Here is a 23,563-nt window from a genome sequence, read left to right on the forward strand (position 1 = left end):
CGCTACACCGTCAGTGCGAAGTTAGGGTTGACGCCGTACAGCGCCAACGCGGCGGACAGGACGACTATCTGCACCGATACCAGTGAGAACCGCATGGATCGGCCCACGGCTTCGCCGACGCCGACCGGCCCGCCGCCGGCGTTGTAGCCGTAGTAGCAGTGCGTCACCATCACGATCAACGCGATGATGATCGCCTCCAGGAACGACCAGAACACGTCGTCGGGGCGGAGGAACGTTCGGAAGTAATGCTCGTAGGTACCTGTCGACTGCCCGTACAGCGCGGTCGTCACGATCTGCGGGGACAAGAAGGACATGATCATCGCCAGCGCGTACAGCGGGATGATGACCACCAGGCCGGCGATCACCCGGGTGGAGGTGAGGTACGAGATCGAGTTGATGCCCATCACCTCGAGGGCGTCGATCTCTTCGGCGATCCGCATCGCGCCCAGCTCCGCGGTGGCACCGGCGCCGACCGTGGCCGCCAGCGCGATGCCGGTGACGACGGGCCCGGCGATACGGACGTTGATCAGCGCCGAGAAGAATCCGGTGAACACCTCGACGCCGATGTTGCCCAGCGACGCGAAACCCTGAATGGCCACCAGCGAGCTACCCGACAGGGTCACGAAACCGACGATCGCGGCGGTGCCGCCGACCACGGCCATCGCACCGGTGCCCATACCGATCTGGGCGATCAGGCGCAACGTCTCCTTGCGGTACGACGCGATTGTCTGCGGGATCAGCCCGATGCTGCGCAGGATGAACCAGGCCATCTGACCTGTGGTGTCCATGCCCCGCCCGACGCTGCCCGCGTACTTGTTGACATTGGCGACCGCACGGGGGAACCGGGACCGAACTACCACAGCTGTCGACATCAGCGCCCCGTCCCGAATCGCACCCCGATGGTGGTCAGGATGACGTTGACCGCGTACAGCGCGACCACGCACAGCACCACGGTCTCGTTCACGGCGGTGCCCAGACCCTTGGAACCGCCGCTGACCGTCAAGCCGCGGTAGCAGCCGACCAGGCCGGCGATCAGCCCGAAGGTCGCCGCCTTGACCATCGCGATGATCACCTCGGGTAGGCCGGTGATGGTGGTCAGCGTGGCCAGATAAGCGCCACCCGACACGTTCTGCAGGTAGACACCGAACAGGTAGCCACCGACCAGTCCCACGGTGATCACCAGGGCGTTGAGCAGGGTGGCGACGACGGTCGCGGCGATCACCCGGGGGACCACGAGACGGTGGATCGGGTCGATGCCCAACACCTCCATCGCGTCGATCTCCTCGCGGATGGTGCGGGCGCCCAGGTCGGCGCAGATAGCTGTCGAGCCGGCACCGGCCACCACCAGCACCGTGGTCAGCGGACCGAGCTGGGTGACCGCGCCGATCGCCGCGCCCGCGCCGGACAGGTCCGCGGCGCCGAACTGAGCGAGCAGCACGTTGAGGGTGAAGATCAGCAGCACGGTCAGCGGGATCGAGACCATGATCGTTGGCAGCAGCGCGACCCGCATGATGAACCAGCACTGCTGAATCAGCTCGCGCCACTGGAACGGTCGGCGGAACAACGCGCGGCCGATCAGCACGCACATCCGGAAGAACCCGCCGATCATCGTCAGCGGTGTCTCCAGCTGGTCGCGAACGTAGCCCAGCAGCTGCGGACGAGAAGATGTCGTCACGATTGCCCCCTCACCTACGGGCCGCCCGCGTCGAGGCAATGCTGCGGCGAATGGTGTTGCACGCCTCCTCCTTGCCCGACCCTACGGATGTGACCCAGCGCTCCCTACCGGCAGGTAGTAACGGAGACTACAGGAATGTACCCGATGGTCGTCCGCGTGTGTACTGCAACTCGACATTTGACACTTTGTCAGCACCTGGCAAACATTTTGAGCCCCGTCAGCTTACCTCTCCTGTTGTTGATTCTGTTGTCGCAGAACGCCTTTCGATATCTTTTCGCATCCCGTACCGCACCCGCAGTTCAGTCTTGAGCACCTTCCCGGCGGGGTTGCGCGGCAAGGCGTCCACGATCTCGAGCGCCTTGGGATGCTTGTACCTCGCAAGCCGCTCAGTCAGGTACTCATCCAACTCTTCGATACGCAGGTGGCCTTCCGTTACAGCGGCCACCGCGATCGGCACCTCGCCCCACTTCTCGTCGGTGCGCCCGATCACCGCGACCTCGACGACACGAGGGTGACCGGCCAGCACGTTCTCCACCTCGGCGCAGTAGATGTTCTCGCCGCCGGAGATGATCATGTCCTTCTTGCGGTCCACCACCCAGACGTAGCCGTCGGCGTCCATCCGTACCAGGTCCCCGGAGTGGAACCACCCGCCGGCGAACGCTTCGGCGGTGGCTTCCGGGTTGTTCCAGTAGCCGCTCATCAACGTCGGTGCGCGATAGACGATTTCCCCGATCTCGCCGACCGGCACGTCGTTCATGCCGTCGTCGACCACCCGGGCGGCGACGGTCGGGATCACCTTGCCCACCGATCCGCGCTTACGGATCGCGTCGTCGCCCAGCAACATGCACGTCACCGGCGACATCTCGGTCTGCCCGAAAGCGGCGAGTATCTGGGTGCCCGGGAACATCTCAGACATCTGCCGCAGCAACACATCTGGTGCCGGCGCGGCACCCCACGACATCGTGCGCAACCGGAGGTCGCGCGGCCTGGCCTGCTGCTCGGCGCACACCGCCTGCCACTGTGCGGGGACCAGGAACAGTCCGGTCACCTTCTCGGCCTCCAGCACGTCGAGCAGTTGTCCGGGATCGAAAGCGCCGAGCGGATAGATCACCGTCGGGACGCCGAGCAGCAACCCGCTGAGCAGGTTGCCGACCCCGGCGATGTGGAACAGCGGGACGCCGACGAAGCCGACGTCGTTGTTGAGATCCACCCCGTTGGTGTAGAGCATCGTCATGGTCTGCCCGGTCAGGTTGGTGTGGGTGAGCACCGCACCCTTGGGCCGCCCGGTAGTCCCCGAGGTGTACATGATCAGGGCCGGCGATTCGTTCGGGATGTCGACCGGTGCCGGCCTGTCGCCGACCTCATTCATAAGGTCTTCATAGAAGAGGACATCGTTGTCCGGCGTCGTGTCCGCCGCCGAACCCGCGACCACCACCGTCTCCAGCAGCGCCGCGATGTCACGCACGCCGGTGGCCACTTTGGCCAGGACCGCTTCGGTGATGATCACCCGCGCGCCGCTGTCCTCGACCAGGAAGGCGATCTCGGCGGGGGTCAGCCGGAAGTTCAGCGGTACCGCGATCGCGCCGAGCATGTTGGCCGCCAGTACCGACTCGACGAACTCGGTGCGGTTGAGCATCAGGACCATCACCCGGTCCCCGAAGCCGACTCCGCGCCGGTTGAGCGCTCCGGCGAGCGCGGCGACGCGGTCCCGCAGTCCGGCCCACGTCAGGGTGTCGCCCAGGAACCGCAGCGCGGGCGCCTGCGGCTGCATCATGGCGTGCCGCTCGAGCTGGTTGACCCAGTTCTGCCGCCGAGCGAGGTAAGGCTGCTCGTGGGCTTCGGCCTGTGTCACGTGGCCGGCGAGTTGCGCGGTCAACCAGTTCCGTCCCTTCACTTGCGCACCGCTTGCGTCAGACTGATATTTGATAAAACATGTGTTGTCTGGGTCACATTAACGGGCACGGCAGCCGTTAACAAGGCCTCGAAACGACACGGTAGAGACCCGATAAGCGGCTGAAAGACCTGGCAGGGCACGTGAACGCACCTTTGTCGGCAGCGTCGTCCAAACCCCGGCGCGCTCGTCCGCTGCGGCGCTCACAGTTGTCCGACGAGGTCGCCGGTCACCTGCGCGCCGCGATCATGTCCGGCAAGCTCCGCCCGGGGACGTTCATCCGGCTCGACGACACCGCCGCCGAACTCGGGGTGAGCATCACCCCGGTGCGCGAGGCGCTGTTGAAGCTGCGCGGCGAAGGCATGGTGCAGCTCGAGCCGCACCGCGGCCACGTGGTGCTGCCGTTGACCCGCGAGGACATCAAGGACATCTTTTGGCTGCAGGCCACCATCGCCCGCGAGCTGGCGGTCACCGCGACGGACCGCATCACCGAGATCGAGATCGTCGAGCTGGAGCGCCTCAACGAGCTGTTGTCCAAGGCCGTCGTGGCCGGCGACGCCGAGGCCATCGCGACCTATGAGTTCTCCTTCCATCGCGTGTTCAACCACGCCAGCGGACGGATCAAGCTGGCCTGGTTCCTGCTCAACGCGGCGCGCTACATGCCTGCGCAGATGTATGCCGCCGATCCGCGATGGGGTGAGGCAGCGGTCGGCAATCACCGTCAGCTGATCGCGGCGTTGCGCCGCCGCGACGCCAAGGCCGCGATCAAACACACGGTCTGGCAGTTCACCGACGCGGCCGAACGGCTGACCGAAGCGCTGGACCGAAGCGGGATCTTCAACTCTTGAGGCGTTGCGGCCGCTGAGTGCACGAGGGTCCGCGCCGGCAGGATATGCCGTTTCGGTTGCTGCGTGACTTCGGTTGTGAAGCCTTGGCTTTGAGTGTGAAGTGACGGCGTCCGGTGTGAAACCTGGGCGGGAAAATCGTCGGGATCCCGCCCAGGTTTCACTCGCAAAGCCCAGGTTTCACGCGCAAAGCCCAGGCTTCACGCGCAAAGCCCAGGATTCACGCCAGAAGCCTGACGGATGCTGAGTCCGGCCATCCGGCGGCTAGCCCGCGCCCAACTGCTCGGCGCGCTGCTTGACGTTGGCCGCCAGCTGCTCCAGCACGTTGTTCAGCAGCATCTTCACCATCGGCGGCGGCACCGGCATGCTGGGCTCGACGTCGATGTCCACGGTCAGCAGGCTGTTGGCGCCTACCGGTACCACGCTGAACAACTGTTCCTGCTTGGTGAACAGGTCGCCCTGCTGCATCACGGTCTGGATCTGGTTCTCGCCGGGGTAGTACACGGCGTGGATGTAGACGCCGTCGAGGCCTTGCACGGAGGTGTCCAGGCGCACCTGGCTGGCGCGGCCGTCGTCGTAGCGGGCCAGTACCCAGGCGCCCTTGACCCCTTCGTTCCATTCCGGGTACCGCTCGATGTCGGAGACGATGCCCATGATTGCCGCGGCATCGGCGCTGACCTCGACCGTCTTACTCAAAACTGGCATTGGCGAAGCATACTGGGGCGGCTAGTCGGTGCAGGCGGTTGCCAGCAGCGACCGGATGGCGTCGGGAATCGGGACCGGTCGGCGGGTGTCCCGGTCGACGTAGACGTGCACCCAGTGCCCGAGCGCGGCGATTGGTTGCGCGTTTTCCGAGGTCTTGAAAATGCCCAGGCGGTAGGTGACGCTGCTGCGGCCGAGCCGGCTGACCGCCAGGCCCACGGTCAGGCGGTCCGGGAAGCCCAGCGAGGAGAGGTACCGGCAGCCCGACTCCGCGACGATGCCCAGCTCGGGGATGGTGAGCGGGTCGACGCCGGTCTCGGTGGCGATCCAGCCGTTGATCGCGGTGTCGAAGAGCTGGTAGTAGACGGCGTTGTTGAGGTGACCGAACATGTCGTTGTCGGCCCAGCGCGTGAGCACCGGCCACAGCACCGGGAAGTCGCTGCTGGTCAGGCCGTCCGGCGCAGCAGGCACTGAACTCATGGTTGTATTCCAGCATGCTGGCGATCCGGGGCGCGGTGCTGGAGCGGATCGGTGCGCCACGGCCGTACGCCCAATCCCGGCCGATCAGCGTCACCGACCTGGAGCTGGCCGGACCGGGCGCGGGCGAGGTGCTGGTCCGCGTGGAAGCCGCCGGGGTGTGCCACTCCGACCTGTCGGTCGTGGACGGCAACCGGGTCCGGCCGACGCCGATGTTGCTGGGTCACGAAGCCGCGGGCATCGTCGAAGCGCTCGGCGACGGGGTGACGGAATTGCGGGTCGGGCAACGGGTGGTGCTGGTGTTCCTGCCGCGCTGCGGGCAGTGTCCGGCGTGCGCGACGCAGGGGTTGACGCCGTGTGAGCCGGGCAGCGCGGCCAACAACGCCGGCACTCTGCTCGGCGGCGGGATCCGCCTGAACCGCGCCGGCCATCCGGTGTATCACCACCTGGGCGTTTCGGGTTTCGCTTCCCACGCGGTGGTCAACGCGGCCAGCGCGGTCGCGGTACCGCCCGACGTGCCGCCGGGGGTCGCCGCCCTGCTGGGCTGCGCGGTACTCACCGGCGGCGGCGCGGTGCTCAACGTGGGCGACCCGCGGCCGGGCCAATCGGTCGCCGTCGTCGGCCTCGGAGGCGTCGGCATGGCCGCGGTGCTCACCGCGTTGACCTATCCCGGGGTCCGGGTGATCGGCATCGATCAGCTACCGCAAAAGCTTTCTGCGGCAACCGCTTTGGGCGCTCACGAGACCTACACCCCGGAGCAGGCCGCGGGTATCAAGGCCGACGTGGTGATCGAGGCCGTCGGTCATCCCGTCGCGCTGGAGACGGCGATCGCGCTGACCGCGCCCGGGGGGCGGACCGTCACGGTCGGGCTGCCCCGGCCCGATGCGCGAATCAGTCTGTCTCCGTTGGGCTTTGTCGCCGAAGGCCGCTCGCTGATCGGGAGCTACCTGGGTTCGGCGGTGCCCAGCCGCGACATTCCCCGCTTCGTTGCGTTGTGGCAGTCAGGCCGGCTGCCGGTGGAAAAGCTGGTCTCGGCGACCGTTCGGTTGGACGACATCAACGAGGCGATGGACCATCTGGCCGACGGCACCGCCGTCCGTCAGCTGATCACTTTCTGATCGAGGACCGACATATGACGATCAACGACCGGGTGTACCGCCTGCTGCGGCTGCCGTTGCCGCTGGTCTCGTTGCGCACGATCGTGATCGTGGCCGCGCTGTCGGTGATCGCGCTGGTCATCATCCTGGGCACCTGGGTGTGGGTCGGCGTCACCAACGACCAGTACAGCCAACTGGACCGGCGGCTCGACTCGGTGAGCAGCCTGGGTGACGTCGCCACCCTGCTGACCAGCCCGCAGCGTTCGCCCACCGATCAGGTTGCGCCGGACGACAGCCTGGTTCGCACCGTGCGGGTGGGCGCCAACACCATGTCCGTGCCGAGCGGCGTCGTGCTGCCCGCGTTGCCGGTGGGCTACGCCTCCACCGCGATCAACGGGGTCCCCTATCGGGTGCGCACGTTCACCGCGGGAGACGCCACCGTCGCGCTCGGTGCGCCGCTGTCCGAAGCCGAAGACCGCATCGACCAGCTGCACCTGCGGGTCCTGCTGATCTGCGGCAGCGTCATCGTCGGCACTTTCCTGGTCGGCAGCGTCATGTGGCTGATCATGATCAACCCGTTCCGGTTGCTGGCCCAGCAGGCCCGCGCCATCAACGCGCAGTCCAACCCGGACGAGGTGCAGGTCCGCGGGGTCTGGGAAGCGGTGGAGATCGCCGAGGCCGTCGAAGGCATGCTGGCCCGGATCGGCGACGAGCAGCAGCGCACCAAGGACGCGCTGGACTCGGCCCGCGACTTCGCTTCCGTCGCCTCCCACGAGTTGCGCACGCCGTTGACGGCGATGCGGACCAACCTGGAGGTGCTGGCCACCCTGGAGCTGCCCGCCAAGCAGCGCGAAGAGGTGATGGCCGACGTGATGCGCACCCAAAGTCGTATCGAAGCCACCCTGTCCGCGCTGGAACGGCTGGCCCAAGGCCAGACCATCACCACCGACGATTTCGTGCCGGTGGACATCACCGAACTGCTGGATCGCGCGGCACACGACGCCGAGCGCATCTATCCCGAGCTGACGGTGTCGTTGCTGCCATCGCCGACGTTGTTGATGCTCGGCCTGCCGACCGGGCTGCGGCTCGCGGTGGACAACGCGATCGCCAACGCGGTCAAGCACGGTCACGCCGACCAAGTGCAGCTCTCGGCGGTGAGTTCGCGCGCGGGGGTGCAGATCGCCGTCGACGACGACGGAACCGGCGTGCCCGAACATGAGCGCGAGTCGGTCTTCGACCGGTTCTCCCGCGGATCCACCGCGTCGCATTCCGGGTCGGGTCTCGGCCTGGCGCTGGTGGCACAGCAGGCCGAATTGCACGGCGGCACCGCGTCTTTGCAGGCGAGCCCGCTCGGTGGCGCGCGGTTGTTGCTGGATCTGCCGGGTCCGCGACCGCCCAGCGACAACTACTGATCGCCGTAAAACGCTTTCGCCAGCGCCTCGCCCTGCAGCGCGAACAGCCGTTGGCTGGCCGACCATTCGGGTAGCAGCGAATCGAATCCGTGGCAGGCACCGGGGAATACGTGCAGTCCGGTGCCGACCCCGGCGCGCAGCAAGCGCAACGCATATTCGACCGCTTCGTCGCGGAACGGGTCGATTTCCGCGCAGGTGATCAATGTGGCTGGCAGGCCGGTCAATTCGCCTCGCCGGGCGGGAACGGAGGCGTGCGACGGGGCCTGCCCGCCCAGGTAGTGATGCCACATCAGCTGCGCGCCCTCACCGTCGAAGGCCGGGGTGGCACGGAATTCGGTCATGGATTGGGTACGGCGGTCGTCCAGCACCGGTTGGTGCAGCAGCTGAAAGAGCAACGGCGGCAACGCTTTGTCGGCGGAACCGTGTGCCAGGCAAGCGGCCAGCGCGGCGCCGGCGCTGCTGCCGGCGACGGCCAGCCGGGCCGGATCCACATCGAGTTCCGCTGCGTTGGCGACCACCCAATTGAGCACGGTGACAGCGTCTTCCAGCGCGGCCGGGAAAGGGTGCTCCGGCGCCAGTCGGTAGTCCACCGAAACCACCGAACACCGGGCGCGACGGGCGAGTTCGATGCACTGCCGGTGGTCGGTGTCGAGGTTGCCCATCGCGAAACCGCCTGCGTGACAGTAGATAACCGCCGGTGCCGGCGGCGCGCAGCCCCGGTAGATCCGCACCGGCACCGTGTCGGCGTGCGTGTCCTCGATGTCCAAGCCCGCGGCGTCCCCGACGCTGTCGGCGCGACGCTGGTTCATCGATTCACGGATCAGCGGGATCGCTTCGGCGGTGAAGATCGTCCGGGTGACGGCTACGGCACGCAGCGCCGGATGCAACCGGTCGACGGCCTGGATCATCGGATCTGCAGGCATTGCCCACCGTCGACGACCAGTTCCGAGCCGGTGATGAAGGACGCCGCCTCGGACACCAGAAAGGCGACCGCGTCGGCGATCTCGGTCGGTTGGCCGAGCCGACCGAACATCGCCACCGCGGCCAACCGCTGCTGGATGTTCTCGTCAAGCATCGGTGTGGCAATCGGACCTGGGAAGACGGCGTTGACGCGGATGCCGTCCGGGGCGAGTTCGGCGGCGGCGGTCTGAGTCAGGCCGCGCAGCGCCCATTTCGCCGAGCCGTAGGCACAGTGCTGCGGGAACGGCCGGATCGCGCCGGTGCTGCAGATGTTGACGATCGCGGCGTTCTGAGCTTTCCGCAGTTGCGGCAAGGCCGCCCGCATGCCCAGGAACGCACCTAGACAGTTGACCCTCCAGGAGTTTTCGAAATCGTCGACGGTCTCCTCGGCCAGCGCGGCGCGATGCAGCATCCCGGCATTGTTGACCAGGGTGGTCAGCGACCCGAATCGCTCGACCGTGGCAGCGACGGCGGCATCCCACTGGGCCGGGTCGGTGATGTCCAGCCGGACGTCCAGCACCTCGTCGTCGCCGTCCAATTCGTTTGGCAGCGGGCTCAAGTCAGCGGCGGCCACCGAGTAGCCGTTGGCGCGCAGCTTGGTGACGATCACCCGGCCCTGCCCGCCGGCGGCACCGGTGACCAATGCCACGCGGGTCATGTTGCGGCCCTGTGGAACTGACGGCGGCGGATCAGCCATGTGCCCTCGCTGCGCACCAGCTCGTCTTCGTAGTGCCCGGGTCGCAGCTCCGTGTCGTTGACGAACAACACCTGCGATCGCGCGGTCGCAGTGTCGTTGGCGACGTCGACGCTGATGGCGCCCAACAGGTGTAAGCCGCGTGGCGCCTGGTCGAACATCGCGCCGATACCGGTGTGGCCGGAGTATGTCTTCCCGTAGGCGACGAATTCGGCGTCCTCGGTGAACACCGCCAATCCCTCGGCGACGTCGTGGGTGTCGAGGGCCAGCGCGTAGCGGGCCAACAGGTCGCGGATCTCGTCGCTCATTGCGCGGTCGCCTCACGCAGGTGTTCGGTGGCCCCGCGGCGCAGCGCCTGCGATTCGGCCGCCAGGGTGATCATCTGGAACCCCATCTTGGCCAATGTGTTTCCGGTCTTCCCGTCGCTGCCGTGGATTCCGGTGATGAGGCCCGCGTCGGTGGCCGTCCGGTGAATACGGGAGATCGCTGCCAGGACCTGCTGATTGGCCAACGCGCCCACCACGCCGACACCCATCGACAGCGCCAGATCGGCTGGGCCGACATAGATTCCGGCCAGGCCGGCTACGGCGCAGATCTCCTCGATGCCGGAGACCGCGGCCGCGGTCTCGATCATGGCGAAGACGCTCACCCTCGATTCCAGCGCTGCCGGGTCGTGTCCGAGGCTGGCCCGCAACGGGCCGAAGCTGCGCACCCCGGCGGGCGGGAAGCGGGTGGCCGCGACCGCCGCGGCGGCCTGGTCCGCCGACTCGATCATCGCGATGATGACGGCGTCCGCGCCGGCGTCGAGGACCCGGCCGATCGGCGCCGGGTCGGCATTCGGGAGCCGGACGGCGGTGGTGATCGGCACGTGTTCCAGCCGCCTCAGCATCCCGGCGACGTCGGCGTCGTCCAGATAGCCGTGCTGGGTGTCGAATCCGACGTAGTCGTAGCCGGCCTTGGCGAACTCTTCGGGGCCGATCAGCGTCGGGCCGGTGACCCAGCCACCCCAGATGATCTGCCGCAGGTCGCTTTGGAAGATGCTCATCGGCAGATCGCGATCTTGACCCGCTCGGGGACCGGTCGGCAGGCGAGGTCGAACGCGGCCTGGACGTCGTCGACGGCGAAGGTGTGCGTCAGATACGCCTCGAGCAGTTCGGGGTGCTCGGCCGCGAACTCGGCGGCTTGTTTCAGCATCCGCCGCCGGTCCAGTGTCACACCGGATTTCAGCGTCAGGTTGTTGCGCAGCATGGCGCGCATGTTGATCGGATAGGCGTCGTCATCGGCGACACCGAAGTAGAACACGGTACCGCCGGGAGCGGCAGCGTCGATGGCGTGGCCCAAGGTGGCGACCTGATGGCCGACCGCCTCGATGACCACGTCGGCCCGGTCGGCGGGAACCAGTTGGCTGACCCACCTGTCGCTGGTGGCGCGGACTGCCTCGTCGACTCCGAATGTGCCGCTGAGGCTTTCGCGGTCGACGGGATCGACGCCGGTGACGCGCCGGGCCCCGAATGCCTTGGCGACGTAGGAGAACAGCAGGCCGATCGATCCCTGTCCGATGATCGCCACGTGCCGTCCGGCCAGATCCGGCAGCTGCTCGCAGGCGTACAGGACGCAGGCCAGCGGTTGCAGCCCGACCGCCTGTGCGGGGGTGAGCACCGGGTCGTAGCGTGCCAGTCCGTCGCCAATGCTGACCACACGCTCCATCATGCCGTCGAAGCCGGAGGCCCAACCCACCACCAGGTCACCCGGACGGTGCTCGGGGTGCCGGCTGGCGATCACCTCACCGGCGACCTCGTGGATCGGAAAGCCGTCCTTTTCCGGCCCGCTGCGCCCGTCGTCACCGGGCAGGCGGCCCCGGGACCCGCGGAACGCAGGCAGGTCGCTGCCGCAGACTCCCGCGGCCGAAAAGCCGAGCAGCACTTGCCCATCCGTGAGGCCCTCGGACGTCTTTTCCGCGATGTCGGTCCGTTCGAACAGAAAGGGGGCGATGATCCGGTAGGACCACACGTCAGACCTCCACCGGGATGTTGTTCCAGCCCCACTGGAAGCTCGACGGCAGCCGGGTTGCCCGGTCGCCGCGGATCGCGAAGTCCGGTACTCTTTTCAGCCATTCCTGAAGCAGCACAGCGACTTCCAGTCGGGCGAGGTGGAAGCCGAGGCAGAAATGCTGGCCGCGGCCGAAGACCAGGGAACGCTTTATCGGCCTGTCCCAGATGAACTCGTCGGGATCGGGGTATTCGCGCTCGTCCCGGTTGGCCGAGGCGAGCAGCGTGATGACGCGCTGTCCCGGTTGGATCGTCTGGCCGTGAATGGTGAAGGGTTTGCGGGCGGTCCGGGCAAACCATTGCGCCGGCGCGCAATACCGCAGTATCTCCTCGCGGGCGATTTGCACGTTTCGGTCGAGATCGGCTCGTACCGCCGTCATCTGGTCGGGGCGTTGGCTGAGCTCCCACAGTCCCGTCGCCACGATCTTGGGTACGGTCTCGGTGCCGCCGATGAAGACGCACAGCATCTGGGTGGCGACCTCGGTGTCGCTGAGCGCGCTGCCGTCCGGCAGGTGGTAACCGAGCAGCCCGTCGACTATCGGAAGCGCATCGCCCTGACCGGCCCGGTGCCGTTCCACCACCGGAATCAGGAATTGCAGATAGTTGGGCCGGGACTCGGCGGTGTCGACGCCTTCACCGGGCTGGGCAAGACTACCGGCGTTGACGGCGGCCAGCACCTGCGGCGCGAGATCGACTGATATGCCGAGCAGTTCGCACACCATGGATGCCGCGACGATGCCGCCGTACTCCTGGGTCAGGTCGAATTCGCCGCGCGGCAACAGCAGGTCCAGGCGTTCGTTGGCCAGCTCGCGGATTCTGGCTTCCAATGCGGTGACCGAGCGTGGCCGGAACGGTTGGGAGTGCGCGCGGCGGATCTCGCCGTACAGGTCCGCGTCGAACACCGCGTGAAAAGGCAAGGGGTGCAACGGCGGATCGGCGACCGGGCCGTCGTTGTGCTTGGCCAGCACCGACGCCGGCGGCAACGTGCCTTCGGATGCCACAAAGGTTCCGTCGTTGACCTCCAGCACCCGCCAGATGTCCTCGAATCGGGAAAGCGCGAACGTATCCCACTGCGGCAGGTAATACACCGGATGTTCGTCGCGCAGGATGCGGTAGTACGCCGGCGGGTTCGCCATCACCTCCGGATCGAATGGATCGTAGGAGAATTCGCTCATTGCAACGGCGACGGCGGTAACGCCTGCAGGATGGAGTCCTCCCAGCCGTCGCGCAGTGCCGGCGCAACGCTCATCCAGGTGACGATCTCGGCCGGCGGGCTGTCCTTCCAGGACGGGTAGTGATTCGCGAAGCACTCCCAGCCACCTTCGAGCGCCCAGTAGTGGATCACCTCGTTGAATCGGAAGGTGGTGGTGAACGAGCCAAGCCAGTATTTTCCGGTGCTTTCCGACCACGGCACGTAGAGCCGCTCCAGTTCGCGGATGTAGTCGTCCTGCCGGCCGGGCTTGGTCTGCATGATCTCCTGAATCACCAGCGGGGCAGCGAAATTGGCTTCCCGCAGTTGAGCCAGCGTTCTGTTGCTGGGGCCCGGGTACATGATCCGGCCCTCCCCGGAGGCGCCGATACCGGCCAGGAATTCCTGCCACTGGGCGGCCGCGGTCTCGTGGCTGCCGCCGGCAGCCTGCGCGGCACCGATTCGGGCGTAGTCGGCGAAGGCGTCGATCTCCCAGATGACGGTGACCTGGGGCCAGTGGCCGTTGTAGGGGGTGGACTCCCAGATCGCGAAGAGCCGGGCGCCGAGGTCTTCCATCATCGGTTGGTAGGTGGCGGTGAAGACTTCGGTGAAGCGGTCGCTGCGCCCGGAGCCAAGGTCGATGGTTTCGTGCAGGTACAGCAGCGTGTGGCGGTAGTACTTCTTCATCGTGTCCCGGTCACCCGAGCCGAGCCGAGTCGGTGAACAGCGTTTCGGTGGGATCGATTGACCGATAGGGGATTTCGGCTGCGCGCAGCGCCTGCCCCTTGAAGGCTCGGGCGGCGGCGCTGAGGGTGTAGTCGGTCCTGGTCATCCCGCGCGCCATCCCCAGCGGCCACTGCCGGCCCCACAGCGCGACTTCGGTCAACCGATCGTCGACGGCCCTGCGTACCCATTCGCGGACGCAGTCGTGGGCGGTGAGGGCTTCGACGCTGACCGCCAGGGCGTCACTCATCGGGGCCGACATGTCCAGCTCGTCGAGTTCCAGCACCTGGGCACCCAGGATCCGCAGCGGCCGGGCGGCGCAACCGCGCGGCAGCAGGACGTTGACCGCCCAACCCGCCATCACCCGGTCGAACAGCCAACCGCCGGCCGTCAGGACAACGTCGCCGGTGTCGGTGGCGAGGACGTCGAGCCGATGCTGCAACGCTTGACCGTCTTCGCGGCTCCGTCGCGCCGCGCCCGTCATATGGAACGTCGAAGTGACCATCAATCCGTGCCTGTCGCGCTTGTCATGGGCTGTGGGACAGCGTGACACTTTTGCGTAGTTTTGTAAAGCTCCGTCGTTGCCTATAACTGGCGACGGGCTGCCAATTCGGCGAGTACTTCCTCGGTGTGCTGGCCCAGTTCAGGGGCTGTTGAACGAGGTGACCAGGGCGTTCCGTGGAAATCCGCGGGCGTGGCCACCATCGGTACGTCGCCGTCGGGGTTCGGCACGTCCACGAGGCCGCCGGACGCGTGGAACTGTTCGTCGGCCACGATGTCCTCGAGGGTGTTGATCGGCGACCAGAAGAAGTCCGGTTCGGCGGCGAACAGCTCCGCCCATTCGTCGAGCGAGCGGGTCGCGAAGATCTCGTCCAGCGCGGCGATCAGCGGCACCGCGTTGACGGCGCGGGCCCGGGCGTCGGGATATTGCGTCAGCCACTCGGGTCGGTCGACCACCCGGCACAGTGCCGGCCAGTGCCGGTCGACCTCCAGGCCGACGATCCAGAATCGGCGTCCGTCGCCCGCGGCGTAGTTGTTCATGCACGGGTTGCCCATCGTGGCGCGTTGCCCGATCGCGATCGGCTGGCCGGTGAGCAGGTAGGTGTTCAGGTCGAAGCTGACCGTGTAGGCGCCCTGCCGGTACAGCGACGTGCTCACCAGTTGGCCCTCCCCGGTACGTTCGCGGGCCAACAGCGCCGCGCACACGGCGGCCGCCAGCGTCATGCCGGCCGAGTGATCACCCATCCCGCCGCGCTGGAACGGCGGCGTGTCGCCGGGCCGGGTGAGCAGGTGGGCGATGCCGCCGCGCGACCAGAACGCGGCGACGTCGTAGGCGGCGCGGTCGGCGTCGGGGCCGGATTCGCCGTAGCCGGTGATCAGGCCGTAGACCAATCTCGGATTGCGTGCGGCGACTTGCTCGTAGTCCAGCCCCAACCGTTGCAGCGCCCCGGGCCGCACATTCGTGACGAAAACGTCTGCGTCATCGAGCAATTCGAGCGCGGTCCCGCGTCCGGCTTCGGTGGTGAGGTCCAGCACGACGCTGCGCTTGGACCGGTTGTCCATCTCGAAGGGCGGGTTCACGCCGAGGTCGCAACCCAACATCCGGCCGAACAACCGCCCGGGATCACCGGTCGGCGGTTCGATCTTGACGACGTCGGCACCCCAGTCCGCCAGGATGCCTCCGGTCGCCGGCCCCGCGACCCACACCCCGAGTTCGACGACCTTGATGCCTTCCACCGGTCCCGCCATGGGTGGAACACTAACCAGCCGGGCTAGAACGGTGGGTCGTCGGGCAGGGGTTCGAAGGGAGGCTGGTCGGGTCTCCAGTCTCGGGGAAGTTCTTCAGGTTCGCGCGGGTCGTTGATCCAAGTACAGAACGGGCTGGTACTCGGAGCGCCTTTGAAGATGAACAGCATGTCGCGCTGGTGGTTTCGCCACTTGCGATCGGCGATCCCCTTCTTGCGGGCCTCGGCGAGCCAGCGTCGTTCATCGTTGACGGGCCCGGTCTCCCGGTTATGTTTGCGGGCCCGGTTGATCTGGCCGGCCCGCTGTTTGGATCGGTTGCGCCGCTTGAGGTTTAACGCCACGCACGCCGTGCCGAGCGGGGGGAACAGATCCGCGCCGGCGGCGGCCACCTCGGAGCGCACTGCAATCACAAGATCGTCTGACGCACACTGCTCGACGGCACTGACGCCCGCTGGCTTGTGGTTCTCGAAGAGGATGCTGTCCCAGGGACCGAGTTCAACTCCCAGCTCGCAGCAGTCCTCGACGCAGCACCGACACCGATCGTCTCGCTCTACCTCGGTAAGCTACGGCCTCCCAAGTACCAAGCGACCGTCGAGGACGCCTTAAATCGAGCCGATGCCCAACCAGCGCGGCTGGATCCATGTTGCCTCATGTCAAGATGCCGACAAGTAGAGCCCGACATCGGAGGAACACCATGAGCCTGGTAACCGGCCGCGGTCCGTTGAGCAGTCATCCTGCCGGGCGCTTCGTTCCCCCGATACCGCGCGACCTGACGGGGAAAGTCGTCTACATCGAGCCGCATCCGCGCCGCATCCAGGCATACAAGGACGGGCGGCTCGTCATCGACACCGAGAAGGCACTCTTGATCCACCGGCCGGACCGGACGCTCAGCTACGCATTTCCCACCGACGAGGCATCCGAGCTGCCGAACGAAGCTGAACCAGAGGCACCCGGCTACCTGTCCGTGCCGTGGGACGCCGTCGATGCGTGGTTCGAGGAGGGCCGCAAACTGGTCCATTACCCGCCGAACCCGTATCACCGCGTCGACTGCCGACCGACCAGACGACGTCTCAGCGTCAGCGTCGACGGCACCACGCTGGTCGACACCGACGACACCGTCATCGTCTTCGAGACTGCCTTGCCGCCAAGGCTTTACGTCAAACCCGAGCATGTGCGCACCGATCTGCTACACAAGACCGACACCACGAGCTACTGCAACTACAAGGGCTACGCGACGTATTGGGCCGCCGCCGAGGCAGACGTCGCGTGGACCTACGAGGACCCGCTGCCCGAAACACTGCCCATCAGAGGCTATTTCAGCTTCGATGCCGCTCACGCCGACGTGATTGCCGAACTGCCCGAGCCATAAGCCGTCCCAGCGGCAACCTGCGTTGCGCTGAACTAGTTGCCGCGCTCCTTCTCCGCTTCGCGGACCGCCTCGTCGATCGTGGGATAAACGACGGCGCCCTCGCTACTGCGGCCGGTCAACATCACCCGGCGATCGGGGTCGACCAGGACGATCGACTTGCCTGCTTTCGTCAATGACTCACGCATCCTGGCCAGCATGGTGCGGGCGATCTCACTGATGTCACCGACCCGCGACAACTCCAGAATCGCGACATCGAATAGGTCGCACTCATTTTCCACGGTGCGCATGACCTGTTCGGCCCCGACGAACAGGAGATCCCCGTGCAACTCGAAAACGCGAATTCCTGCGACGACGTCGTGGGTGTCCCGAATGATCGATCGGCTTTCTCGGGTCACCGACAAAAAGTGCAGACCGAGCTGCGCCGACAGACTGCGACAGATACGGCTGCCGCGCACACTGTTGCCATGCCCGTCGAGCAGCGGAGAATAAACGCCGATGCCTAGTTGGCTCGGCAGTACCGCGAGGATGCCGCCGGCCACCCCGCTTTTTGCCGGCATCCCCACGGCACTTACCCAGTCGCCTGCGGAGTCATACATTCCGCACGTCATCATCACACTGAGCGTGCGCTGGACGACTGCCGCGGACATTATCCGTGTCCGACTCCGCGGATTCACCCCGCCATGGGCGAGCGTAGAGGCCATGTGGGCTAGATCAGTGCTGCTGACCTTGATCGAGCATTGTCGAAGGTAGACGTCGAGGACCTCATCGGGATCGTCATCGAGGACGCCGAAACTTTGCAACATATAGGCGATCGCACGGTTTCGACTGCCGCTCGTCTTTTCGGAGCGGTAGACGTTTTCGTCGACACCGAGGCGGTGACCGGCGCATGCTGAGTAGAAATCCAAGATCTGCGTAAATCGCTGTTGCGGAGTCCCGGCAGGTAACAGCGACACTGCGGCAATGGCGCCGGCATTGATCATCGGGTTTTTCGGCGTCTTGGTACGGTCGTCGACGCTGATCATGTTGTACGGCTCACCCGATGGCTCTAGACCGATTTTCGCATCTACCGCATGATGGCCGATCAATTCAAGCGCAAGAGCATAGGTGAACGGTTTCGAGATCGATTGAATTGTGAATGCGGTGGCCGAATCCCCGGATTTATAGAGATAACCGTCGATCAACTCGAGTGTCAGTCCGCATTTCGAAGTATCGACACGGGCAAGTTCGGGAATGTAATCGGCTACCGCTCCTTCGGTGACGCCTGCGTGTTCAGCAACGATCTGATCGAGATATCGCTGTACCAGCTCCGCCACACCGGCAGCTTAACGGGAAATGGATCGACAGCCGGGTCCGCTACCGGAAACTCGCTTCAGCTTCCGTAAGCCGGTCGCCCCAGCCGCAATTCGTGCTGAGCGATCATATTGCGGAACACCTCCAGCGAGCCGCCGTAGATACCCAACGGCACCGCCAGGCGGGAGACATGTTCCGTCGCACCATCATCGGGCGAGCCTGTCGTCTCAGCCGGCAGCACCGAGGCCGGACCCAGGATGTCCATCAAGTCCCCGGAGATGTCCCGCATCGTCTGAGCGATGGCGACGCGCCCGTACATGCCCGGCGTGGACAGCGCCGCCTCCATCCGCGCGCAACTGCGCCCGAGCCGGTACATCGAGTAGTCGTCGTCGCCGTCCGCCAGACCGGCAACCCCGTCCAGCGCTTCGGCCATCAGCATGCCCTGCATCACCATCGCGGCAACATCATGCAAGCCCGGATCGTCCCGCTCATCCAGCCCGTGCTCGGAGTCCAGCGCCGCCCGCATCACCGTCCAGCCGCCGTTGACCTCACCGATGCGGTAGAGGTCGTCGACCCGCACGTCGGTGTAGTAGACGATGTTGGTGCGATCACCGTCCAGGGTGCGAATGCCCTGAATCTCGATACCCGGTGAATCCAGCGGCACCAGAAACATGGTCAGGTTCCTGTGTTTCGGCCGTTGCGGATCGCTGTTGGTGAGCAGGAAGACGTACTTGGCGTTCTGCGCATTCGACGTGAACATCTTGGAGCCGTTGATGATCCAGCCGTCCCCGTCACGTACCGAGCGGGTCTTACAGGTGGCGACGTCCGAGCCGCCTTCGGGCTCGGTGTAACCCAGGCACAGCCGGATGTGCCCGGAAAGCACACCGGGCAGCACCTTTTCGGCGAGTTCCGGCGCGCCGAACTGCTGCACCAGCCGCGCGACCACCGACGTGGTGCCCCAGTGATACCAGGGCGTGTGCGCCCGCGCGATCTCCAGATTGAAGATCCGACGGCGCACCGGGCTGAACCCACCGTCGGACTCGACGTTCCAGTCCGCCGCCAGATAGCCCGCCTCGCCGAGCGCCAAATGCACCTTCTCGTCGAAGTTCTCGCCGAACTCGCGATTGCGCGCCCGCACCTCCTCGGTGACGTGTTCGGCTACGAATGCGCGCATCAGATCCTGGTAAGCCTGGTCCTCGGCGCAGAGTTCCACCCGCGAAAAGTCCATGTCAGATCGCGTCGATCACCGAGGTGCGGAACCGGTCGACGGTTTCCAGGATGTGCGTCAGGCTGTCACCGGGCAGGTGCACCGACACCCAGGTAACCCCCAGTGCCGCGAGCTTTTCCAAGCCATCAAGGTAGGCGTCGGCGTTGAAGTCGTCGGTCGCCGGGCTGCCGCCGTCGAAGTTGGTGAACGTCACGTCGAGAGCTGACCAGTCACGTCCCAGGGAGTCACACCGGCGTCGCAGATCGTCGATGCCGGCCGCGAGTTTGTCCAGCGAGTCGATGGACGCGGTTCCTGCGGTGCGCGCCAAGCCTGCCGGCGCGGGGAACGGGCACCACCCGTCGCCGTACTGCGCCACCCGTTGCCGGGCCGTAGTCGTGTTGCCGCCTACCCAGATCGGCGGCGGGCTTACCGGACGCGGATGCGCGGTGATGCCGCGGGCGGTGAAATGCTTACCCTCATAGGCGATGTCGTCGGAGGTCCAGATCAACCGGATGACTTCCAGCGCCTCCTCGAACAACTCGGTGCGCTCGTCGTAGTCCACCCCCACCGCGGCGAACTCCTTGCGCAGGTAGCCCACACCCACGGCCAGCGTGAAGCGACCTTCGGACAGCACGTCCAACGTGGCCCCGGACTTGGCCACCACGAACGGATTCCGGTAGGGCAGCACCACGATGTTGGGAATCAGCCGCAGTGTCGTGGTCCGTGCCGCCGCATACCCCAGCGCCACAAAGGGATCCAGCGCGTCATGACCGCCCGCTTCCAGCCATCGCTGCGACGGGGCCGGGTGGTCGGTGAAGCCGAACCCGTGCAGGCCCGCCTGTTCGACCGCCGCCGCCACCGTGGCGATACCTGCCCCCGAGATCAGCTCAGGGTTGTAGGGATGGCTGTGCATCGGGTGGGTGACGGTGAAACGCATGGGATTCAGAACCGCGCCCGGGCGTCGATCGAGGTGTCGCTGGTGCGCAGCGGCCGGATCAGCGCCTCCTGGGCGAACGAACACAGCAGCTCACCGGCTTCGGTGTGCACGGTGCCACGCACGTAGGACATTCCGGCGCCGACTTGGGTGCTCTCGTGGGTGTAGAGCAGCCAGCCGTCCCAGCGCACCGGCTCGTGGAACGAGACGAAGATCGACATCGGCGCGGTGGACACCGTCAGGTGCGCTTGGGCGGTGCCGATGCCTTCGTGGGCGCGCATGGTCGTCGAAATGCCAAGGTGGCCGGTGAAATACGCGAGCAGCGCCTTGGCCAGGTCGTCCCGGGAAGGGATGGGGTCGTAGTGCAGCCAGGCATACAACTCCGGCGGGCCCACCTCGTCGGGACTGTTGACGTCGACCACGTCGACGAGCCGCAACTCCCGTCCGGTCATCGGCATTTCCGAGACGTTGGCGTCCGCGGGCGCGGCCACCTCGGGTCGCGGCAGGTGGTGGCGGATGACGTCCTCGGTCGGGACGTCGGTCAACACCGTCAGGGTCACGCAGCGTTTGCCGTTCTGCACCACGGAAACGACGGCGGTCGCCGTGGACCTGCCCTCGTTCAATACGTCGAGGGCGAGTTCGATCGGGGGACCTACCGCGATCGCACGCGCGAACACCGCGTGTACCGACCGCACCGACTTGCCCGCAAATCGCTGGGCCACGGCCACGATGGCCTGGGCCACCACCTGGGTGCCTTCCACCACCTGCCGGCCGTCCTGTCCAGGTAAGCCGGTCTCGGCGGTGTACCGGTCGGGTGCGTCGGCGGCTTGCACTTCGAAGAGTTCCAGCAGGCTCTCCACCGACCACTGGACCTGTTCAGATTCTGTCGTCACGCGCTCACTCCTTGCTCCGGCAGCTCACGGCTCAGCGTGACACTTTGCGTATTGTTTGTAAAGCTAGGCAATCGGCACCGCCGATGCGATGCGTTGACAGCGATACCCGCGGTGCATGACACTTCTGCAGTGATTTGTAAAGGCTCGATGGTGCCGACCCCGCTGGCCCACGGCTTTTGCTTTGGCGAGGGCCCGCGCTGGTTCGAGGGACTGCTGTGGTTCTCCGACATGCTCGGCGAAGCCGTCCACACCTCGGACCTCCGCGGCTCCCTGACCACGCTGCCGTTGCCGGGGCACTCCCCTGCCGGCCTGGGGTTCCGGCCCGACGGCACCCTGTTGATCGTGTCGACCGAGGCTCGACTCGTGCTGGGCTATGACGGGGAAACCACCGACCCGATCGCCGACCTGTCCGAGCTCGCCACGGCCAGCCTCGGCGACATGGTCGTCGACCGGGCCGGCCGCGCTTACATCGGATCACAGGCATTCGAAGGCGGAAACATCATCCGCCTCGACCCCGATGGCCGCGCCGCCGTCGTCGCCGAGGATCTCGACTTCCCCAACGGCATGGTCATCACCGCAGACGGGAGGACGATGATCGTCGCCGAGTCCGTCGGCCGGCGACTGACCGCGTTCAGCATCGACGACGACGGCGCGCTGCACGACCGGCGGATCTTCGCCGACAATCTGGACGGGCCGCCGGACGGCATCGCGCTCGACGCCCAAGGCGGGGTGTGGGCGGCCATGACGCTGGCGCACCAGTTCGAGCGGATCACCGACGGCGGGGAGGTGACCGACCGCATCGACATGGGCGACCGGGTGGCAATCGCCTGCGCGCTGGGCGGCCCGGAGCGGCGCACGCTGTTTCTGCTGTCGAGCACCGATGCTTATCCCAAGCGTCTGGTGGGCACCCGGCTGTCGCGGCTGGACGCCGTGCGGGTCGAGGTCCCCGGCCTGCCCTGAACGTAAGGTCTGCCCTGACACGAAAAGGTGGATGCATGTCCGACTCGTACTACGAGCTGATCGACCCGGCCGACGGGCCCGGCGAGAAGTTCCGGGCCACCGACCTGGCCCGAGGCACGTGGTCGGCCGCCATCCAGCACGGTGGTCCGGTGTCGGGGCTGCTGGTGCGCGGGCTGGAGCGCTGCGAGGTGCGCGACGACACCCGCCTGAGCCGGGTCGTCATCGACCTGCTCGGCCCGGTGCCCGCTGATGGCGATTTGTGGATGCGGTCGCGAATCGAACGCGGCGGCAAGCAGATCGAGCTGGTGACCGCCGAAATGCTTGCGCCGGGTCCCGACGGGCAGCCCCGGCCGGTCGCCCGTGCCAGCGGCTGGCGGCTGCAACAACTCGACACGCAAGCCGTCGCGCACGCGTCGACGCCGCTGCCCCGCCCGCGCTCCGAAGCGCGCGAACGCAACATGAAGGCCCTGGGCTGGGACCGCAACTACGTGCACAGCTTGGAGTGGCTGTGGTTGACCGAACCGCTGTCCCCCGGTGGCGGCGAATCCTGGATCAAACCAATCACCGATCTGGTCGCGGGCGAAACGATGACACCGCTGGAGCGGTTGTTCGCGGTGGCCGACTGCGCCAACGGCATCGGCAGCACGCTGGACATCAGCAAGTGGACTTTCCTCAACACCGACCTGGCGGTGCACGTCTTCCGGGTGCCCGACGGGGATTGGATCGGCATACGCGCCGAAACCAGTTACGGGCCCGACGGTATCGGCACGACGATCGGGACGCTGTTCGACGAACACGGCGCCGTCGGCGCCATCCAGCAATCGGTCTTGGTGCGGCCCCGACCACCGAAGGTGAAGTCATGAGTGAAGCTGCGGTAGACACTTTCGAATCCGACAGCTCCACCCGCCAACGCATCCTGGCCGCCACCGCGGAGGTCTTGGCACGCAGCGGCAAGACCAAGCTCAGCCTTTCCGAGGTCGCCACCCAGGCCGGGGTGTCGCGGCCTACCCTTTATCGGTGGTTCGCCTCCAAAGAGGAACTGATGTCGGCGTTCTCGCGATACGAACGCGAAGTCTTCGAAATCGGCCTGGCCAAGGCCACCGCCGGGTTGAAGGGCGCCGAAAGGCTCGATGCCGCACTGAGATTCATCGTCGACTATCAGTATTCCTACTCGGGGGTGCGCATGGTCGACATCGAGCCCGAGCATGTCATCGCGCAGATGTCGGGGGTGATCCCGGAGATGCGCGCCGGTTTGCAACGCTTGCTGCCGGGACCCAACGCCGCGGTGAAGGCGGCGACGGTGATCCGAATTGCGATCTCGCACTACGTGGTTCGCAGTGACGACGCCGACGAGTTCCTCGCGCAGCTACGGCACGCGGTCGGCATCAAAAACAGCGACTAACCGCCGCGAGCAGACGCAAAAGCCCCCCAAAAGGACGCCTTTTGGGGGC

The 23,563-nt window shown here is 66.4% G+C and carries 25 protein-coding genes and 1 pseudogene; 7 read left to right on the plus strand and 19 right to left on the minus strand.

Going from position 1 to position 23,563, the window contains the following annotated elements; genetic code table 11:
* Positions 1-2: 2 nt before the first annotated feature.
* The 3 genes from AC5Y46_RS15095 to fadD5 all read right to left on the minus strand — a co-directional run bounded on the left by AC5Y46_RS15095 (position 3) and on the right by fadD5 (position 3,551).
* A complete protein-coding gene (locus tag AC5Y46_RS15095) occupies positions 3-872 on the minus strand; it encodes an MlaE family ABC transporter permease (protein WP_499946302.1) in 870 nt (289 codons plus the stop codon).
* Positions 872-1,609 carry an MlaE family ABC transporter permease gene (locus tag AC5Y46_RS15100; RefSeq protein WP_499946344.1) on the minus strand — a complete coding sequence of 246 codons (738 nt, stop codon included), beginning with the start codon at positions 1,607-1,609 and terminating at the stop codon, positions 872-874. The genes AC5Y46_RS15095 and AC5Y46_RS15100 overlap by 1 nt, the downstream gene beginning before the upstream one ends.
* Before the next feature lie 283 nt (positions 1,610-1,892).
* The gene (fadD5, locus tag AC5Y46_RS15105) at positions 1,893-3,551 is read right to left on the minus strand and encodes a fatty-acid--CoA ligase FadD5 (protein ID WP_499946345.1); all 1,659 of its coding nucleotides are present in this window, start codon (positions 3,549-3,551) and stop codon (positions 1,893-1,895) included.
* A gap of 158 nt (positions 3,552-3,709) precedes the next feature.
* Between fadD5 and AC5Y46_RS15110 the strand changes: the two genes are divergently transcribed.
* Positions 3,710-4,414, plus strand: a complete 705-nt coding sequence (locus AC5Y46_RS15110) for a GntR family transcriptional regulator (RefSeq protein WP_499946303.1) — start codon at positions 3,710-3,712, stop codon at positions 4,412-4,414.
* A gap of 261 nt (positions 4,415-4,675) precedes the next feature.
* Here the strand turns inward: AC5Y46_RS15110 and AC5Y46_RS15115 are convergent, their stop codons facing one another.
* Entirely contained in the window at positions 4,676-5,116 is a 441-nt protein-coding gene (locus AC5Y46_RS15115; protein ID WP_499946304.1) for an SRPBCC family protein, read from the minus strand.
* 21 nt (positions 5,117-5,137) lie between these two features.
* On the minus strand, positions 5,138-5,593 hold the full coding sequence (locus tag AC5Y46_RS15120) for an acyl-CoA thioesterase (RefSeq protein ID WP_499946305.1): 456 nt from the start codon (positions 5,591-5,593) through the stop codon (positions 5,138-5,140).
* A gap of 14 nt (positions 5,594-5,607) precedes the next feature.
* Between AC5Y46_RS15120 and AC5Y46_RS15125 the strand changes: the two genes are divergently transcribed.
* The gene (locus AC5Y46_RS15125) at positions 5,608-6,708 is read left to right on the plus strand and encodes an alcohol dehydrogenase catalytic domain-containing protein (protein WP_499946306.1); all 1,101 of its coding nucleotides are present in this window, start codon (positions 5,608-5,610) and stop codon (positions 6,706-6,708) included.
* A 56-nt stretch (positions 6,709-6,764) separates the two neighbouring features.
* Positions 6,765-8,099 carry a sensor histidine kinase gene (locus tag AC5Y46_RS15130; RefSeq protein WP_499946346.1) on the plus strand — a complete coding sequence of 445 codons (1,335 nt, stop codon included), beginning with the start codon at positions 6,765-6,767 and terminating at the stop codon, positions 8,097-8,099.
* Here the strand turns inward: AC5Y46_RS15130 and AC5Y46_RS15135 are convergent.
* The 10 genes and pseudogenes from AC5Y46_RS15135 to AC5Y46_RS15180 all read right to left on the minus strand — a co-directional run.
* Positions 8,093-9,022 carry an alpha/beta hydrolase gene (locus tag AC5Y46_RS15135; protein WP_499946307.1) on the minus strand — a complete coding sequence of 310 codons (930 nt, stop codon included), beginning with the start codon at positions 9,020-9,022 and terminating at the stop codon, positions 8,093-8,095. The two genes, AC5Y46_RS15130 and AC5Y46_RS15135, sit on opposite strands and share 7 nt — an antisense overlap.
* Entirely contained in the window at positions 9,004-9,717 is a 714-nt protein-coding gene (locus tag AC5Y46_RS15140) for an SDR family NAD(P)-dependent oxidoreductase (protein ID WP_499946308.1), read from the minus strand. The genes AC5Y46_RS15135 and AC5Y46_RS15140 overlap by 19 nt, the downstream gene beginning before the upstream one ends.
* A complete protein-coding gene (locus AC5Y46_RS15145; protein ID WP_499946309.1) occupies positions 9,714-10,061 on the minus strand; it encodes a nuclear transport factor 2 family protein in 348 nt (115 codons plus the stop codon). Before AC5Y46_RS15145 ends, AC5Y46_RS15140 begins: the two co-directional genes overlap by 4 nt.
* Positions 10,058-10,798, minus strand: coding sequence for an HpcH/HpaI aldolase family protein (locus AC5Y46_RS15150; RefSeq protein ID WP_499946310.1), 741 nt, complete (start codon positions 10,796-10,798; stop codon positions 10,058-10,060). Before AC5Y46_RS15150 ends, AC5Y46_RS15145 begins: the two co-directional genes overlap by 4 nt.
* Positions 10,795-11,763: a zinc-binding dehydrogenase gene (locus tag AC5Y46_RS15155; RefSeq protein WP_499946311.1), complete on the minus strand. Its 969-nt coding sequence runs from the start codon at positions 11,761-11,763 to the stop codon at positions 10,795-10,797. The genes AC5Y46_RS15150 and AC5Y46_RS15155 overlap by 4 nt, the downstream gene beginning before the upstream one ends.
* 1 nt (position 11,764) lies before the next feature.
* Complete coding sequence (locus tag AC5Y46_RS15160) at positions 11,765-12,976, minus strand: cytochrome P450 (RefSeq protein WP_499946312.1); 1,212 nt, start codon at positions 12,974-12,976, stop codon at positions 11,765-11,767.
* On the minus strand, positions 12,973-13,677 hold the full coding sequence (locus AC5Y46_RS15165; RefSeq protein WP_499946313.1) for an NIPSNAP family protein: 705 nt from the start codon (positions 13,675-13,677) through the stop codon (positions 12,973-12,975). The genes AC5Y46_RS15160 and AC5Y46_RS15165 overlap by 4 nt, the downstream gene beginning before the upstream one ends.
* Positions 13,678-13,687: 10 nt before the next feature.
* A complete protein-coding gene (locus tag AC5Y46_RS15170; RefSeq protein WP_499946314.1) occupies positions 13,688-14,218 on the minus strand; it encodes a hypothetical protein in 531 nt (176 codons plus the stop codon).
* 80 nt (positions 14,219-14,298) lie between these two features.
* Positions 14,299-15,462 carry a CaiB/BaiF CoA transferase family protein gene (locus AC5Y46_RS15175; protein ID WP_499946315.1) on the minus strand — a complete coding sequence of 388 codons (1,164 nt, stop codon included), beginning with the start codon at positions 15,460-15,462 and terminating at the stop codon, positions 14,299-14,301.
* A gap of 23 nt (positions 15,463-15,485) precedes the next feature.
* Positions 15,486-15,839, minus strand: a pseudogene (locus tag AC5Y46_RS15180) (HNH endonuclease signature motif containing protein); the annotation flags it as partial.
* Positions 15,840-16,153: 314 nt separating this feature from the next.
* Here AC5Y46_RS15180 and AC5Y46_RS15185 point away from each other — a divergent pair.
* Positions 16,154-16,828, plus strand: coding sequence for a DUF427 domain-containing protein (locus AC5Y46_RS15185; RefSeq protein ID WP_499946316.1), 675 nt, complete (start codon positions 16,154-16,156; stop codon positions 16,826-16,828).
* Positions 16,829-16,860: 32 nt separating this feature from the next.
* Here AC5Y46_RS15185 and glsA read toward each other — a convergent pair whose 3' ends face one another.
* Genes glsA through AC5Y46_RS15205 form a run of 4 tightly spaced genes read right to left on the minus strand, consistent with a single transcriptional unit; the run spans position 16,861 to position 21,152 of the window.
* Positions 16,861-18,141, minus strand: coding sequence for a glutaminase A (gene glsA, locus AC5Y46_RS15190; RefSeq protein WP_499946317.1), 1,281 nt, complete (start codon positions 18,139-18,141; stop codon positions 16,861-16,863).
* 56 nt (positions 18,142-18,197) lie between these two features.
* Positions 18,198-19,346 (minus strand): acyl-CoA dehydrogenase family protein, encoded by a 1,149-nt coding sequence (locus AC5Y46_RS15195; protein ID WP_499946318.1) that lies wholly within the window; start codon positions 19,344-19,346, stop codon positions 18,198-18,200.
* A 1-nt stretch (position 19,347) separates the two neighbouring features.
* Positions 19,348-20,262: an LLM class F420-dependent oxidoreductase gene (locus AC5Y46_RS15200; protein ID WP_499946319.1), complete on the minus strand. Its 915-nt coding sequence runs from the start codon at positions 20,260-20,262 to the stop codon at positions 19,348-19,350.
* 5 nt (positions 20,263-20,267) lie between these two features.
* Positions 20,268-21,152 carry an acyl-CoA thioesterase gene (locus tag AC5Y46_RS15205; protein ID WP_499946320.1) on the minus strand — a complete coding sequence of 295 codons (885 nt, stop codon included), beginning with the start codon at positions 21,150-21,152 and terminating at the stop codon, positions 20,268-20,270.
* 147 nt (positions 21,153-21,299) lie between these two features.
* Here AC5Y46_RS15205 and AC5Y46_RS15210 point away from each other — a divergent pair, with 147 nt between their 5' ends.
* Genes AC5Y46_RS15210 through AC5Y46_RS15220 form a run of 3 tightly spaced genes read left to right on the plus strand, consistent with a single transcriptional unit; the run spans position 21,300 to position 23,514 of the window.
* On the plus strand, positions 21,300-22,112 hold the full coding sequence (locus tag AC5Y46_RS15210) for an SMP-30/gluconolactonase/LRE family protein (protein ID WP_499946347.1): 813 nt from the start codon (positions 21,300-21,302) through the stop codon (positions 22,110-22,112).
* 35 nt (positions 22,113-22,147) lie between these two features.
* A complete protein-coding gene (locus AC5Y46_RS15215; RefSeq protein WP_499946321.1) occupies positions 22,148-22,975 on the plus strand; it encodes a thioesterase family protein in 828 nt (275 codons plus the stop codon).
* Positions 22,972-23,514, plus strand: coding sequence for a TetR/AcrR family transcriptional regulator (locus tag AC5Y46_RS15220; protein ID WP_499946322.1), 543 nt, complete (start codon positions 22,972-22,974; stop codon positions 23,512-23,514). Before AC5Y46_RS15215 ends, AC5Y46_RS15220 begins: the two co-directional genes overlap by 4 nt.
* Positions 23,515-23,563 lie beyond the last annotated feature (49 nt).

This window comes from Mycobacterium sp. NGS59 (assembly GCF_059812345.1).